Origin of the sequence: uncultured Gimesia sp. (genome assembly GCF_963976445.1) — a bacterium.
Classification (GTDB): domain Bacteria; phylum Planctomycetota; class Planctomycetia; order Planctomycetales; family Planctomycetaceae; genus Gimesia.
On the sequence record NZ_CAXBKP010000022.1, the window covers coordinates 1 to 13,913 of the forward strand.

General features: G+C 48.4%; 14 protein-coding genes. 4 read left to right on the top strand and 10 right to left on the bottom strand.

The annotated features are described in order from the left end of the window. Positions 1-1,031: Gfo/Idh/MocA family oxidoreductase (locus AAC022_RS20170; RefSeq protein WP_339733875.1), on the top strand; the 1,031-nt coding region annotated here is incomplete at its 5' end. 135 nt (positions 1,032-1,166) lie between these two features. Continuing rightward, complete coding sequence (greA, locus tag AAC022_RS20175) at positions 1,167-1,643, top strand: transcription elongation factor GreA (RefSeq protein WP_339733877.1); 477 nt, start codon at positions 1,167-1,169, stop codon at positions 1,641-1,643. A 103-nt stretch (positions 1,644-1,746) separates the two neighbouring features. On the opposite strand, the gene AAC022_RS20180 is transcribed toward greA, so the two are convergent. From AAC022_RS20180 to AAC022_RS20205, 6 genes are all read right to left on the bottom strand, one after another. Beyond that, on the bottom strand, positions 1,747-2,091 hold the full coding sequence (locus AAC022_RS20180; protein WP_339733879.1) for a hypothetical protein: 345 nt from the start codon (positions 2,089-2,091) through the stop codon (positions 1,747-1,749). Between the two features lie 338 nt (positions 2,092-2,429). Then, a complete protein-coding gene (locus tag AAC022_RS20185; protein WP_339733881.1) occupies positions 2,430-3,764 on the bottom strand; it encodes an alpha/beta fold hydrolase in 1,335 nt (444 codons plus the stop codon). A 160-nt stretch (positions 3,765-3,924) separates the two neighbouring features. Further along, positions 3,925-4,371, bottom strand: a complete 447-nt coding sequence (locus tag AAC022_RS20190; RefSeq protein ID WP_339733882.1) for a hypothetical protein — start codon at positions 4,369-4,371, stop codon at positions 3,925-3,927. Positions 4,372-4,497: 126 nt separating this feature from the next. Beyond that, on the bottom strand, positions 4,498-5,448 hold the full coding sequence (locus AAC022_RS20195) for a DUF1559 domain-containing protein (protein ID WP_339733883.1): 951 nt from the start codon (positions 5,446-5,448) through the stop codon (positions 4,498-4,500). Positions 5,449-6,080: 632 nt separating this feature from the next. After that, entirely contained in the window at positions 6,081-6,407 is a 327-nt protein-coding gene (locus AAC022_RS20200) for a hypothetical protein (RefSeq protein ID WP_339733885.1), read from the bottom strand. Positions 6,408-6,912: 505 nt separating this feature from the next. Then, positions 6,913-8,946: a sigma 54-interacting transcriptional regulator gene (locus AAC022_RS20205; protein ID WP_339733886.1), complete on the bottom strand. Its 2,034-nt coding sequence runs from the start codon at positions 8,944-8,946 to the stop codon at positions 6,913-6,915. A 249-nt stretch (positions 8,947-9,195) separates the two neighbouring features. Here AAC022_RS20205 and AAC022_RS20210 point away from each other — a divergent pair, with 249 nt between their 5' ends. Both AAC022_RS20210 and AAC022_RS20215 read left to right on the top strand, forming a co-directional pair. After that, complete coding sequence (locus AAC022_RS20210; RefSeq protein WP_339733887.1) at positions 9,196-10,461, top strand: PQQ-binding-like beta-propeller repeat protein; 1,266 nt, start codon at positions 9,196-9,198, stop codon at positions 10,459-10,461. Positions 10,462-10,678: 217 nt separating this feature from the next. Next, positions 10,679-11,128 (top strand): hypothetical protein, encoded by a 450-nt coding sequence (locus AAC022_RS20215; protein WP_339733888.1) that lies wholly within the window; start codon positions 10,679-10,681, stop codon positions 11,126-11,128. Positions 11,129-11,144: 16 nt separating this feature from the next. On the opposite strand, the gene AAC022_RS20220 is transcribed toward AAC022_RS20215, so the two are convergent. The 4 genes from AAC022_RS20220 to fliM form a co-directional block, all read right to left on the bottom strand. Continuing rightward, entirely contained in the window at positions 11,145-11,564 is a 420-nt protein-coding gene (locus AAC022_RS20220) for a hypothetical protein (protein WP_339733889.1), read from the bottom strand. Between the two features lie 234 nt (positions 11,565-11,798). Beyond that, positions 11,799-12,155 carry a 50S ribosomal protein L20 gene (gene rplT / locus AAC022_RS20225; protein WP_339733891.1) on the bottom strand — a complete coding sequence of 119 codons (357 nt, stop codon included), beginning with the start codon at positions 12,153-12,155 and terminating at the stop codon, positions 11,799-11,801. Between the two features lie 83 nt (positions 12,156-12,238). Further along, a complete protein-coding gene (gene rpmI / locus AAC022_RS20230; protein ID WP_339733893.1) occupies positions 12,239-12,439 on the bottom strand; it encodes a 50S ribosomal protein L35 in 201 nt (66 codons plus the stop codon). A gap of 411 nt (positions 12,440-12,850) precedes the next feature. Further along, positions 12,851-13,903: a flagellar motor switch protein FliM gene (gene fliM, locus AAC022_RS20235; RefSeq protein WP_339733895.1), complete on the bottom strand. Its 1,053-nt coding sequence runs from the start codon at positions 13,901-13,903 to the stop codon at positions 12,851-12,853. Positions 13,904-13,913: the final 10 nt, after the last annotated feature.

Genomic DNA, 13,913 nt, shown 5'->3' on the forward strand with positions numbered 1-13,913 from the left:
CCCGCAGCGAAGATAAAGTCAAAGACTTCGCCGACAACTGGGGCTGGGAATCCTACGAAACCGATTGGCGAAAACTGATCGAACGGGATGACATCGACCTGATCGATATCACCACCCCCAACAATTCGCACCACGATATCGCCATCGCTGCCGCTGAAGCCGGCAAGATGGTGCTCTGCGAAAAGCCACTCGCCATGAACACGGCAGAAGCCGTTGCCATGACAGACGCTATCGAAAAAGCAGGCGTGGCGAATATGGTCTGGTTTAACTACCGTCGCGTTCCCGCCATTTCACTGGCCAAGCAACTGGTGGATGAAAAACGGATCGGTCGGCCTTTCCATTACCGGGCTTGCTACCTGCAGGACTGGACGATTGCCGAAGACGTTCCTCAAGGGGGTGCTACTCTCTGGAGACTGGATGCCAAAGTCGCCGGTAGCGGCGTGACTGGCGACCTACTGGCACACTCGATTGATTCCGCGATCTGGCTCAATGGGCCGATCACCTCGGTTTCCGCAGCAACGGAAACGTTTGTCAAAGAACGCGTGCATCAGGATACCGGCGAAAAGACCAAAGTGGAAATCGACGACGCCTGTATGTTTTTAGCCCGCTTTGCCAATGGGTCTATGGGAACCTTTGAAAGCTCGCGTTATGCCCGCGGACGTAAGAACTTTAATACGTTCGAACTGAATGGCGAAGATGGCTCTGTCTTCTTTGATCTGGAAGATCCACAGATTCTGCAGTATTTTGAATATGCGAATCCTACCACAGGTCAGAAAGTAGAAGATCATCTGACTGGCTGGCGCCGGATTCATGTGACTAACTTTGAGCATCCCTACATGGATCACTGGTGGGTTCCCGGCTGCACCATCGGCTATGAGCACACCTTTACAAACGCGCTGGCTGATTTCTTCCAGGGACTGGATACCGGCAAGCCAACCCAACCCGACTTCAGAGCGGCGCTTGAAACTCAAAAAGTTTGTGATGCCGTTCTGCAAAGTGCGAAAGACAAGCAATGGGTCGAAATTGCATAGCATTACAGGCAGCTTTTCTGCTATAATGCCAGCATAATAAGCCTTTGTAAAAACGGGCGACAATTTTACGTCGCCCGTTTTTGCTATATACTGAATTAAATAAATCTCGAGGATAGAGAACCGGGAGTCGAAATTATGGACCGTCATCCAATCACACAAGAGGGCTACGATAAACTGCGCGAAGAAATTCGTTACCTCGAAAACGAAAAGATGCCTGAGATCGCCCAGGCCATCGCAGATGCACGCGCTGAGGGTGACTTGAAGGAAAACACCGAATACCATGCCCAACGCGAAGCACAGGGGATGACACAAGCGAAAATCAACCAGCTGAAATCCAAGCTGGCAAACTGCTATATCGCCGATAAATCAAACATGCCTAAAGGCGTAGTCACCTTCGGAGCAATTGTGACTGTAAAAGACCTCAATGATGGCCTGGAAGAGAAGTATGAATTTGTCGGCCCCGGCGAAGAGGATTACACAGGCGAAGTCATGAAAATCCTGACCTCAAGCCCTCTGGCTGTAGGCCTGCTCAACAAAAAAGTGGGAGATCAGGTGGAAGTCGATGTTCCTTCAGGAACACTCCGATTAGAAATCATCAAAATAAACGACTGATCAGAACCGAAACTCAGAAATGATAATAGCGGCGTGAAACTGATTCACGCCGCTATTTTTGTATTCAAACATTGTCAGCATCGGGCAACTTTGACCCGGGCTGCTATTTGCCCTGAACCAGAACCCGGTTCACCAAGGGGACCGAAGGTGCAAAGGTTTGCACGACTTGTGTCACCAATTGCTTCAGATAGTAGGTGGAACTGACACCGTAGACGGTAATTCCCGCGTGATCGCAGCGAACTTTCACATTCTGGATCTGTTGGTGAGTCCCGGAGAGGATCTCTGCTTCCAACGTAGCGGGTGCAGGACAGGCTTCCCATTGAGAGGGGAGATCCTGCTGCGAAACTTCCATTTCAGGCTGGCATTCCAGGCTCTTTCTGAGACCATCCAGAATGGTTGTTTCTTCTGCAAATGAACGACGGGGTTTTTGTAAAGTCTGCAAAGACATCGCAACGATCCAACTTAAAAAAATGAGTGTCGGCTTGGATTCAAACTACTTTTCCACAGTCGCGAATCATGTGCCAAAATTAAGTTGTTTCAAAAAAACAGCAGACTCGCAACGCCAGCATAGATATGAAAAATCCCTATCTGACACAATATACAAGGCTTAGAAAAATCAATATTGAACTCAATCTTAACCGCCTGTAAATAATCCGGGCGACTTCGATTAAGTTTTGATGTGCGCCGTAAGTTTGCGAGCTGCGCAAAAAATGTGCGAAAACCGTGATCATCACCATGAAGAAAACGGCCCTGGCAGTCAGCCCGGATCGCCTCTAAGAACAGCCCCTATTTCTGGGCTTCGATCCATTTGGCAATATCTGTAATGACACGCTTCTCCACATTACCGGGAGTGATATATTCACTTGGAGCACTTTTTCCCTCGCCTGCCATGAAAAGGTGATTCAGCCTGGGATAAGCAATCAGCGTGACATCATCGCGGCTCCCCAATGCCTGTTTCCATAGATCAAAATCAACCATTGTGACCTGATAATCCCGCTCACCCTGCAGGATTAGAAAGGCCTTCTCCAATGTTTTCGCACTCTTGGAAGGGTCATACCCTCTTAGATCCAGCCAGTATCTTGCTGAAACCCCTAACGGGAGTTCCGAGGCCGCAACTTCCTCTGACAACGCAGGCGATTTCACCTTTTCCACCTGTTTTGCGATGACATCAATTTTCTGCTGCTCCTCAGCCGAGACCGTCCCATCGAGTGAAAACAGATAGCTCACCTGATCCAGCACAAGATCTTCCAGAGGCCTTACCGAGCCGGCCAAGCTGATAAAACCGGTGATTTTATCGGAGGCGGCTCCGATCCGCGGCAGTAGATTTCCTCCCAAACTATGCCCCAGTACAAAGATACGCTCAGGATCGATCCGCGGCTGCTTTGTCAGGGCATTCACGGCCGCGACAGCATCATCGACGGTCTCTTCCTTGACGGTTAGCCCTCCTGAAAGCAACGCCGTTTTGAGCCGATGATGCTTTGTCCGCTTCTCATACCGCAATACGGCAATGCCTCGGGAAGCGAGCCCGTGTGCCAGATCTCGGAACGGCTTATTGGGGCCAATCGTTTCATCCCGATCATGGGGGCCCGATCCATGCACCAGCACAACCGCCGGCACCTCCTTGCCTCCCTTGGGCAGCGATAGTGTGCCTGGCACCACCCAGAGCCCGCTGCCCACGGTCACTTCGACTTCCTCAAACGCCTTCTGGTTCACATAACCGGGAGAGCGATACGCGCCAGTGGGCACGAAAAACAGACCTGCAATTTCATTCTGCTCTGTAAACACCACCTTGGCATCGAGCTTGCCTCGCTCAAACTGACAGGTGACAAACACGATCTGGTACTTCTTGAGATCCTCGGTTCTCGTATCCCCAATCCGTTGAAGGCTGCCATACTGACTAACGAGCCCATTCCAGATCGCCTGCAATTTGTCGGAAGGAAGTGCTTTGGCCATCACAGTATCAAATCGCTGTACCGCCTTCTCAAACTCTCCCTGCTCCATCTGATTGACAAATCCCCGTGCCAGTTTCTCGCGATCAAATTTTACCTGCTCAGACGCAAAAACAGATTCCCAGAGTAAGGCGACGATCATCGAAACGGCAAAGATTCTAGCTCGCTGCATGATCTCACTCCACGCTACCTGCTTCATAAAAATCAATCAAACCAAATCGAATATAACAGGTCTAGTATGGATTTGATAACACTTCTGAGTCAATTCATATACAGGCTGCGAAATGACGAGATGAAGCCAAGACTTTTTCATTGCAAAATAGCTCTGCAAATTACTTCAGATCAAAATCCTGTACATTCTCGCCTTCTTTGATTTCGATTGATAACGTGGATTCCGTGTTATATTTGGATGGCAGAAACTGTACGACTTCCTCAATTTTCTGACTTTCGCCCCCGGAAGAAACTACTTTTTTCCCAGAACCACGATAGCTTTTGATTTCGATACGGTTCTTCCCAACCGTGGCGCCATCCTCTGACGAGACTGAATATTTACCATCCTGGATGTCAGCAAAGATCGCCTTGCCGGCTACCTGCCCATTGACCACTTTCCCATCTGGGATGAATCGAATCTTCCCGGACTCCAGCGGTTTCCCCTGATAGTTAACTGTTCCCTGAACTTGAGAGGTGGAAAACTTCAGACCTGACTGCCCACCGCAGCCAGTTATGGCCAAAATAGCCAGCCCAGTAAATAAGATATGAAGTTGGTTCTTTGAACGCATTTTTCTTTTCCATAAAAATAACAACAGTATGAGAAACTAAGCCGACCTTGTCATGGCAAAGTCGGCTACAGAGATCAACACCAGAGACCAACACGTCGATCCGTCCCAGTAGGAATTCTGCCCGAACTAGAATTCTCCCAGAACATTATCATCTGATTTGTTCCCCAAGTCCTGCCATGTTTTCAAATGGATATTATCAGATACAAATCGAACTGCCCCATCACAGAGCAGGATATGCACACCGCCGACATGCTGACTGGCGGGAGAAGCATTGGCATATTCCTGAAAGGTCCGGCAAGCCAGTTTTGTATTGGGAGAGAACACGGTCAAGTAAGCCCAGTCGATTGAAGCATCTCCATAAAACCATGATCGACCTCGTAGCTTTCCAGTACTTCCTGACATACTACAATCATCTAGAATTCCGCCCGTGCTGACATTACCGTAGTTTAAGTATTCAGAACCGACCAATAACTCGGATACCATCATAGTATTGGAAGTTCCATCAGTAATATCCCGGATTTTTGTTTTGCTATCGGTAAAAAAGACTGAGGTCCCATTGTTTTTATAGGAACTGCCCCCGCCTGAGACAGAACCAAGGGGGCTATTTCCGACACACCCTGTATAATTGCTGGGACCGCTGGAAGAATCACCAGTCGTCCCCTTCCCACCCGGATCGCTAGGGCAGCGATAAGCTGGCAAATCGACTTTCCGTACGTCTGCATTATTGGCGTGTCTTCCCGGATCAGGCATCGAGAAATCAATCTTGTTGTAAAGTGGTCCCTGATCCATAAAAGGTAGAATGAAGGCAGACCATAAAACTTTCCCTGTATTCCAGCCACTTACCCCGGCATAAGGGTGCTGTGGAGCTCTCGTAATTCCCGGAGGGAATGTGGAATGCGTATCGAGATAGTTGTGTAAAGCGAGCCCAATCTGTTTCAGGTTATTTTTGCAGGTACTGCGACGGGCTGCTTCGCGAGCCTGCTGCACAGCAGGTAATAACAAAGCAATCAGAATCGCAATGATGGCGATCACCACCAGCAATTCAATCAAGGTAAAACCACGTTTTCGCTGGTTCATCATAAGCTCCTGGATCAATAGAAATCATGGATAGATAGAAGATATAGCCGTATTTTCAAATAGTTCTGGTTGGGCTGAGTTTGGTGCAATTCCAGGGGATGGAATTTTATCGCACTGAAGGAAGGATCAATTCAATGCCTCTTTTTCACATCCCGCATACCAGAAACTGGTCGCGGAAGAACTCTCGAAAAAGCGGGGATGGATGCATATTCACTCAGGACTGTAGCTGGAACAAACCCAGCATTCAAAAGGTAGGAGATTAAACGTAGTCTCTCTAGGTGATTCGGACGAATTAACTTCATCAATTTGACATAAAGACGTTGTTAAGAATCTTCCTGTTTCAGGCTTGAAACCTTACTTGATTGTAACGATCCGCATACCTTGTGACTAGGATTTATTCATTTTTTCATTCGAAAACCACGTGCTTACAACCAGACTTTAGAAGTGCTCGTAAATCACTTCTGAAGCCAGAATGAGCCAATTGACTACTACAGAGATATGAGCCAGCGCGCTGCATGAGATATCTCCAGGCGCAAAAAAAGAGCCTTCAGCATTAAATCTGAAGACTCTTCTTTATAGAAAATATAACGACTCACTACGTGAAAAACCCGCAACGAGATCGATGATCTGACTTAAGCAAGCAGCCCCTGCAGGAGATTTTCTCCTGGACCGTGATCATAGCAATCACTATTATTCCAGAGCGGAAGACCGGCAGCATAACGAGCGGCCAGCATCAGAACTTTTTGTTCTGAACCAGGCTTCGCCTGAGTTGCATCATCTGGATTGATTCCCATTTCACGGTATTCTTCTTCACCGAATAAAGCATCGAAGTTGGGATCATACCCTTCTTCAGAAAACTCCTGGAAATCACCATCTTCAAAGCTGACCAGTGACGGATCAGCTTCGATTTCGTATGAAACATTACCAACGTCATTCGAACCCATCAAAAATGCCGACATTCTCTTCTTCTTTCTCCAACAACAACAATAACTAAGTCCAGTCCTTCTACCCATACCATATGAGTGGACAAACCTTCTTCGTGGAACAAAACAATCAGTCATCTCTACCAAACCGAGAAATTCAATCGCTCGTAGCGTACGCATCCATTGCGTTATTTGGGAGATTTCAAGCAACACCCTCCAAGGGTGCGGGAAGTTTTTTTCAGGTGGGAAACTCTTCTAAAATTTAGTGGTTAAAAAACATCCCAGTTTCTATAGGGTTACGGCTGAAAGCCGCAAGTAAGGACACCTAATATGTATCCCCTGTTTCTAGGACAATTCTTTAGTTTTTATGGTAAAATGTCAACAAGATTTTTGACATTTTTGCAAACTACTTTGAAATCGGATCTTTGATCAGGCACTACCCCCCAGACTTCAAGATGTAAGCCCCCACTTCGGCTGAATTTGCTGGGTTTTGATGACTCAAAACTTTTTGCGGTCAGGGCAGCGCCATTCTGATCGCCCCTCAAGGACGGTTGATCCCATAGCGTTTCAGCTTGCGATCCAGAGTCGAACGCTCGATTCCCAGAATCTGAGCAGACCGTGATTTATTCCAGTTGGTATTATTCAACACCGCTAGAATGTGCTCCTGCTCGACCACATCGAGCGAAACATCCCGAAACCCTGTCTGTGCCGCCGGTAACACACATTGAGGATCGCTTTTCATACCGACTGCGGAAAGCTGGATATCGGATGCATCCACGATATCACCCGTACATAAGATAAAGGCCCGTTCGATCGTATTCTGTAATTCACGGACATTGCCGGGCCAATGGTACGATTCCAGCAGGTCTTGTGCTTCCTGAGTAAGACCACGAATCGGCCGTCCGGTTTTCGTCACAAATCGATTCAGAAAATAGTTGGCCAATAACAGGATATCGTCCGCCCGAACACGTAACGGATCTACACTCACCTCAACGACATGCAGACGAAAGTACAAATCCTGACGAAAATCCCCTTTTGCCACTGCTTTTTCCATATCACGATTCGTGGCAGCGACAACCCGAACATCAACATCAATCGAAGTACTTCCCCCTACCCGCTCAAAAGAATGACCTTCCAGAACGCGTAGAAACTTCGCCTGAACGTTCAGAGACATCTCGCCGACTTCATCCAGAAACAAAGTTCCCCGATGCGCCTGCTCGAATTTACCAGGCTTCTGACTGGTGGCACCCGTGAACGCCCCCTTTTCATGGCCAAACAGTTCACTTTCCAGCAGGCCTTCACTAAGTGCGGCACAGTTCATACAGACGAATGGTTGTTTCTTACGCAGACTGTTGAAGTGGATCGCACGGGCCACCAGCTCCTTGCCGACTCCACTTTCCCCTCGAATCAACACACTGGCATCGGTCGGGGCAATCCGCAGGATCTGCTCCTTCATCGCGATCATACTCGCGCTATTGCCCACTAGTTCACTCTCCAGCTCCAACTGCTCGCGCAGCGCCTTGTTCTCAACCTCCACCCGAGCCAAACCTTCAGAGAGCTTCTTTTTCTCATTCAGGTTTTGAAAGGAGATGGCCAACTGATCGGCCAAAGCCAGCGTGAACTCCAGATCGTCAGAATCCAGCGGATTATCTGGATTGGTCGAATACAGGTGAATCAGCCCTGCTACCCCCTGCTTGTTACGCAGTGGGGCACAGATCACACTCTGGGCATGAATCTTTCCCAGACTGTCCCGGGTCGAAAGCTTGCTGTCCTCCGCGACATTGTGCGCCAGAACCGCATCCCCCTCTTCAAACACCATCTGAGACAGAAAATCAGATGGTTTTTGATAGGGCATTTCATCCACAGACTGAAACGCAATTACTTTCAAATTTTCTGGCTTGGGAGCTTCATGCCGGGCTGGATCAAAGTACAAGATTGCCCCGATATCCGCACTCGTCCCCTCAAACAAACCATTCAATACGATCTGCGAGAGTTCCTGTACGGACTGGGTATTCCCCATATCCAATGCCAAGCGGTAGAGACGTCCCAATTCACGACTTGTCCGATCCCGGTCAAGTTGAGACGGGGGAAGTGGCGTATGAAACCGTGTGTGCTTCTTTCGCTGGATAATCTCTGGAACGTTAAACTCTTCCCAACTGGATTGCTGTCCGACTCCGATCGTTTCACTCTCCAGTTCTTCAGACAAACCAGATGACGTCGCACGAGACGAAAAACGAGCAACATCATACGTGAAGATCGCCTCACTGTCTCCGAGCTCAATCACGTCCCCTTCCTGGAGTTCATGATCCTGTGTAATCGCAATCCCTTGCACCAATGTTCCATTACGGCTTCCCAGATCGCGAATGACCCAGGCAAAATCGCTATAAAAAATCTCACAATGATTGCGGCTGCAAACCTCATCATCCAGAACAATCCGATTTGTCGGCGCACGACCAATTGTCGTGACCTGACGGTCGACCAGACGATAGACTTTCCCCCGCTCATCCAGCTCTTGAATGATCAGATAAGCGACCGACGCAGCGCCATTTGGATTTTGTTGCTCAGAATTATGCATAGAATATTACGCAGGAAACGTTCCACTGTCGAAAATCAGTGAGCCTGGTACTCTCTTCAGGAAAAGGTGGAGCCCCCGCCCCGCAAACAATGCCGAAATCGGTACGCCCTATTTACTTACGATAACCCCAGTAATTATTATATTCAATTAACTTGCACCAGAACATAAAATTCGTCAAGCTAAAATAAGAATTCAGTAAGCTAAACGCGTGAAACATCAATATCTTCCTGCCTGTAAAGAGAATCTCCCATGCCTAGTTTAATTTTCGCCCGTGTTTTCACTACTCCCCTACGGACGGCCCTTGGTATTTGTCTCTGCCTTTCCGCCCTGACAACACTTCAGGCCGAGAACTGGCCTCGCTTTCGCGGGATTGATGGTTCTGGAATTTCCAGTGAAAAAGGATTTCCTCAAAAATGGACCGAGAAAGACTATGCCTGGCAGAAAGAGCTGCCCGGCGTAGGACATTCGTCACCTTCAATCTGGGGTGACAACCTGTTTGTGACGTCCGCTCTCGGCGAAGGAGAAACCCGCTATCTATTTTGTATCGACCCGAAAACCGGTCAGGAAAAGTGGCGACGCGAAACGAAATTGAAAAAAAGCCATAAACACCGAAAAGGAAGCTGGGCCTCCAGCACCCCGGCTACAGATGGCGAACACGTATATGTGGAATTTGCAGACGAAGAATCATATTTTCTGATTGCCTATGACCTCAAAGGAAATCAAATTTGGGAACGTAACCTGGGGTCCTTCACCAGCCAGCACGGTCACGGCAGCTCTCCCATTATCTACAAAGACCTGTTGATCGCCACCAATGATCAACAAGGCCCCAGCTCAGTGACCGCCTTTAATAAGCTGACCGGAAAAACCATCTGGCAGGCAGACCGGGCTGTGCGCAGAACTTCTTATGCAACCCCCATCATAATCAATCACCCCAACACCGGCCCGCAGTTGATTTGCGTCAGCGGTGCCACAGGTGTCAGCAGTCTCGACCCGGAAACAGGTAAAGCCAACTGGACCACGGGAGAATTTCCAATGCGAACCGTTTCCTCTCCGGTCTACGGCGAAGGCCTGATTTTTGCAACCTGTGGCGGAGGCGGCAGAGGAAAACTACTCTACGGCGTCGATCCCACCGGATCAGGAAATATCAAAGAAACCCACATCAAGTACCAGCGCTCAACAAAACTGCCTTATGTCCCCACACCGATTGTCTACGAAGGGCACCTTTACCTCTGGGGCGATAGTGGCGTGGTCAGCTGTGTTGATCTGGCGACCCAGAAAAATGTCTGGACGGAACGCGTCGATGGCGGCTACAGCAGCTCCCCCGTATGCATCAACGGTGTTCTATACTGCATCGATGAAAACGGCCAGGTCGCCATGATTGACGCCTCTCCCCAATTCAAATCGTACGGGAAGGTCAAACTCAATGACCCCAGCCACGCCACCGTCGTTGTGGCCAACGGCCGCATGTTCCTGAGAACCTTTAAAAACCTGTATTGCCTGGATGCCCAAAAGTAACTTTTTGGCCAAATTCCTGATGCACTTTGTAAGAATCTGATTCATAACCATTCACGGCGCTGCTATAATGGGAGCATGCCGCCGTGAAGTTTTTCCTCTCATTCTCACTTAGAGGACAGCCACTCACAGCGATTACAGTAGACTGCCGGGATCGAGATCGGGGCCATCTCGTTCCCACTCAATATTTCATCGATGATTTTCTACAGAAGGATTGATTATGCCCGCCTGGCCTGGTGGTTCCTGCCCTCAATGCGGGGAGGACATGCCTGCAAACCTGGTTCACTGCCAAACCTGTCGCGCACTGCTAAACGACGATCTGGATCACGATACCGTCGAGATCCCTGCCTTCCATCCACTGAAGGAACTCTCTGCTCACTGCGATGCCTATCCGGTTGGCTTTTACTTCCAATGCCCCGACTGCCATAAAGATCTACGGGTTCATAAAAAGTACCTCGGCAAAAAAGTCAGCTGTAAGTTCTGCCAGGCCCCTATCTCTTTGAATCTCGATTCAAAACAGACACAATCATTTGGTTTCTACACCAACTGCCCTCATTGTCGCGAAGAATTACGAATCGCACATAAATACCTGGGAACGATCGCATCCTGCAAATTCTGTCACGGGCATATTCAACTACTCGAAAAACCGGCTGACCCGGTTGACAGCTGAGAGAAAGGGGCGGTAGCTATTGACGCTCCGCTTCGGTTGTGGGATCTGCAGTGCTTTCCCAAGAGACATCTGCTTGTGCAGGACGCGTTTTATAAACCGCCCCTGTCTCATTGAAAAGTAACGCAACATTCAAATGCCAGCGGTTTCCATCTTCGCGTTTCCACAGATCACAATAATAGATCGAAGGACTTGATGAAAACTCTCCGGAAATCCCGGCTGCATTCAACTGCTTGATTGCCTGCTCTTTCTGTGTTCCAACGGGAGCAATTTCAAGAATCTTCTGCGATTGCTCCTCGAACACCAACGGTGCTGGAACAACATGCTGAAACCCAGTACACGCTACCAGAGCCAGCGTGCTTAACATGCAGATCGTAGAAACTCCCCGGCAGCGAAACCACCTCTTGCTTGCTGGCATTGATTCAACATTGTTTGACATTCGCTTCCCGCCTCCATGAAAGGGAAACTCACTGATCCCCTCGACCTGAATTCGAAGTGAAATATACCAGAATCAGCTTAAAAGTCGTACTGCAATTTTCAAAGCAAGTTTTCAGGGTCAACAGGGCATAATTTCCCCCAGTCCCCTTTGATTTGAGCATAAAAAAAGCCAGGCTTGCTGATCAAAACAAACCTGGCTTTGCAATTTGATTCGCCAATTAAGGCTGTATCAGGCTTAAGCTACCAATGCAGCTTGAGCAGCTTTCACGATCTCATCAAAGATTTGGGGCTGAAAAATCGCAAGTTCACTGAGTGACTTACGATTCAGCGTGATTCCCGCTTTTGTCAAGCCGTTAATGAACTGTGAGTAATTCGTACCCCGCTCACGACAGGCGGCGGTAATGCGAGTCACCCACAATGCTCGGAATTCACGTTTGCGTACGCGACGGTCACGATAAGCATAAACGCGTGAACGAACCAGGGTTTCTTTCGCGGTTCGCAACAACTTGCTACGACCGCCAACATTACCACGTACTTCTTTAAACAGTCTTTTCTTTGCTCGACGTCGAGCTGAACCTTTTCGAACTCTCATGACTACTTTCCAACTGAGAAGTTAAGTTTTGATTCCGTCAGGATTGATATCCCATACTCAGGCATACGGGATTGGCGGTGATGTTACGAACTGGAACGCAGTGCGTTCACAATCAATTTTGCCTCAGCACCTGTCACAACTCCATCACCACGAAGACGCATCTTTCGCTTGGGGCTCTTCTTGCTGAGAATGTGACCACGAGATGCTTTTCTGTGCTTGGCTTTACCAGAAGCAGTGATCTTAAACCGCTTCTTCAATCCTTTATGTGTCTTTTGCTTAGGCATTATATTTTCACTCTTCGTAAACGATTCAGAGGCAGCAGTCGCCTCTGTGAAAACAGAGATTCAGATCGCAAACCCTGGGGTACAATATCAATATTCTCTTCATTCAACAATTGAATGATTCGTCAACCACACAGAGGGGACATGTTCATACAAACAGTCCGTACTGATATTATGATGAAAGTTGATCGCGCAGTATAATCAGCCTCACTCTATTTTTTCTACCGAAACGAGACTAAAAACCGGGGGACTTCCCAGAAAAAATGTCTGATCTGCTTAAAATCGGGATTTTTCACTCACCAAATAGTCAGTTACCCCGTTTAGGATTGACGCCCCAAGGACACAAAACAGCGTAAAAGCCTCTGCACCTTCTTGAAAATCAACTCTGGAAGCGAAGCAGAAGCAGCCTCGCGCTCATGCTTGTGCCATCTCGGACGCTTTAACCCGCGCTTCAATAATATCTTTTGGAATGGCCAGCATCTTTTCAATGCTGATTGCTTTATGTCCCTTATAGACACCTGGATAAGCAGTAAAAACCGGAGAACCTTCTAATTCGACGGTCAAACTTTGCGCACTCCCCTTATTACACATGATTACATCACCAACCGCCAGGTTAAGAACTTCCCCGGCAGTCAGTTTACTGTTGTCCAGATCCACTTTCAAATTGATCTTGGATTTGGAGACACTGGCTTCCAGATTCAACTGCTGTCTCATATCAGGAGACTTCTTCTTATAAGCAGACCAGGTATCGGACGTCAGTTTATTCGAGAGGGGCTCAATTGTATTAAAGGGAATACACAAGTTAATAATGCCGCGGGTTTCCCCCATTGTGACTTCGAATGAAATCAAAACAATCACTTCGTTGGGAGGCACAATCTGCACCAGTTGTGGATTACTTTCGACCTGAGAAACGCGCAGCTTCCAGTCACACAGGTTACTCCAGGCCGATTCGATGCCCTCAATGGCCAGCCCGGTGATCCGAGAAACAAGACGAATTTCAATTTCGGTCAACGCCCGATTGGGATAGGCGCCCTGCGAATTCCCATCTCCTCCTAAAAGCCGGTCAATGATCGGGAAAATAATGGACGGGCTGATATCCAGAATAATATGCCCATCAAGGGTTTCTGATTCGAGCAGGTTGAAACAGGTTGGATTTTCAAGGCTGAAAACAAACTCGCTATAAGTCAACTGGTCAACACTGATCAATTTCACTTCAATAATTGAGCGAAGCATCCCACTCAGCGCAGCGCCGAATTCGCGACTGAAACTTTCATGCAACGCACGAAAGGCCCGCATTTGTTCCTTACTGACACGTTCGGGGCGTTTGAAGTCATAAATGCTGATCTGGGAATTGAAGTCGTTATTGCGCGTAGAAGGCCGACTCGACCCGCCACCACCGCTCGACGCGCTGGGGTCTAACGCCGATAATAGCGACTCGACTTCATTTTGACTGAGTACGTCTGCCATCCCTGGCCTC

Bases quoted from the DNA above. Each gene is read 5' to 3' on its own strand.
- greA (WP_339733877.1), top strand. From the start codon at position 1,167: ATGGACCGTCATCCAATCACACAAGAGGGCTACGATAAACTGCGCGAA.
- AAC022_RS20180 (WP_339733879.1), bottom strand. From the start codon at position 2,091: ATGTCTTTGCAGACTTTACAAAAACCCCGTCGTTCATTTGCAGAAGAA.
- AAC022_RS20185 (WP_339733881.1), bottom strand. From the start codon at position 3,764: ATGCAGCGAGCTAGAATCTTTGCCGTTTCGATGATCGTCGCCTTACTC.
- AAC022_RS20190 (WP_339733882.1), bottom strand. From the start codon at position 4,371: ATGCGTTCAAAGAACCAACTTCATATCTTATTTACTGGGCTGGCTATT.
- AAC022_RS20195 (WP_339733883.1), bottom strand. From the start codon at position 5,448: ATGAACCAGCGAAAACGTGGTTTTACCTTGATTGAATTGCTGGTGGTG.
- AAC022_RS20200 (WP_339733885.1), bottom strand. From the start codon at position 6,407: ATGTCGGCATTTTTGATGGGTTCGAATGACGTTGGTAATGTTTCATAC.
- AAC022_RS20205 (WP_339733886.1), bottom strand. From the start codon at position 8,946: ATGCATAATTCTGAGCAACAAAATCCAAATGGCGCTGCGTCGGTCGCT.
- AAC022_RS20210 (WP_339733887.1), top strand. From the start codon at position 9,196: ATGCCTAGTTTAATTTTCGCCCGTGTTTTCACTACTCCCCTACGGACG.
- AAC022_RS20215 (WP_339733888.1), top strand. From the start codon at position 10,679: ATGCCCGCCTGGCCTGGTGGTTCCTGCCCTCAATGCGGGGAGGACATG.
- AAC022_RS20220 (WP_339733889.1), bottom strand. From the start codon at position 11,564: ATGTCAAACAATGTTGAATCAATGCCAGCAAGCAAGAGGTGGTTTCGC.
- rplT (WP_339733891.1), bottom strand. From the start codon at position 12,155: ATGAGAGTTCGAAAAGGTTCAGCTCGACGTCGAGCAAAGAAAAGACTG.
- rpmI (WP_339733893.1), bottom strand. From the start codon at position 12,439: ATGCCTAAGCAAAAGACACATAAAGGATTGAAGAAGCGGTTTAAGATC.
- fliM (WP_339733895.1), bottom strand. From the start codon at position 13,903: ATGGCAGACGTACTCAGTCAAAATGAAGTCGAGTCGCTATTATCGGCG.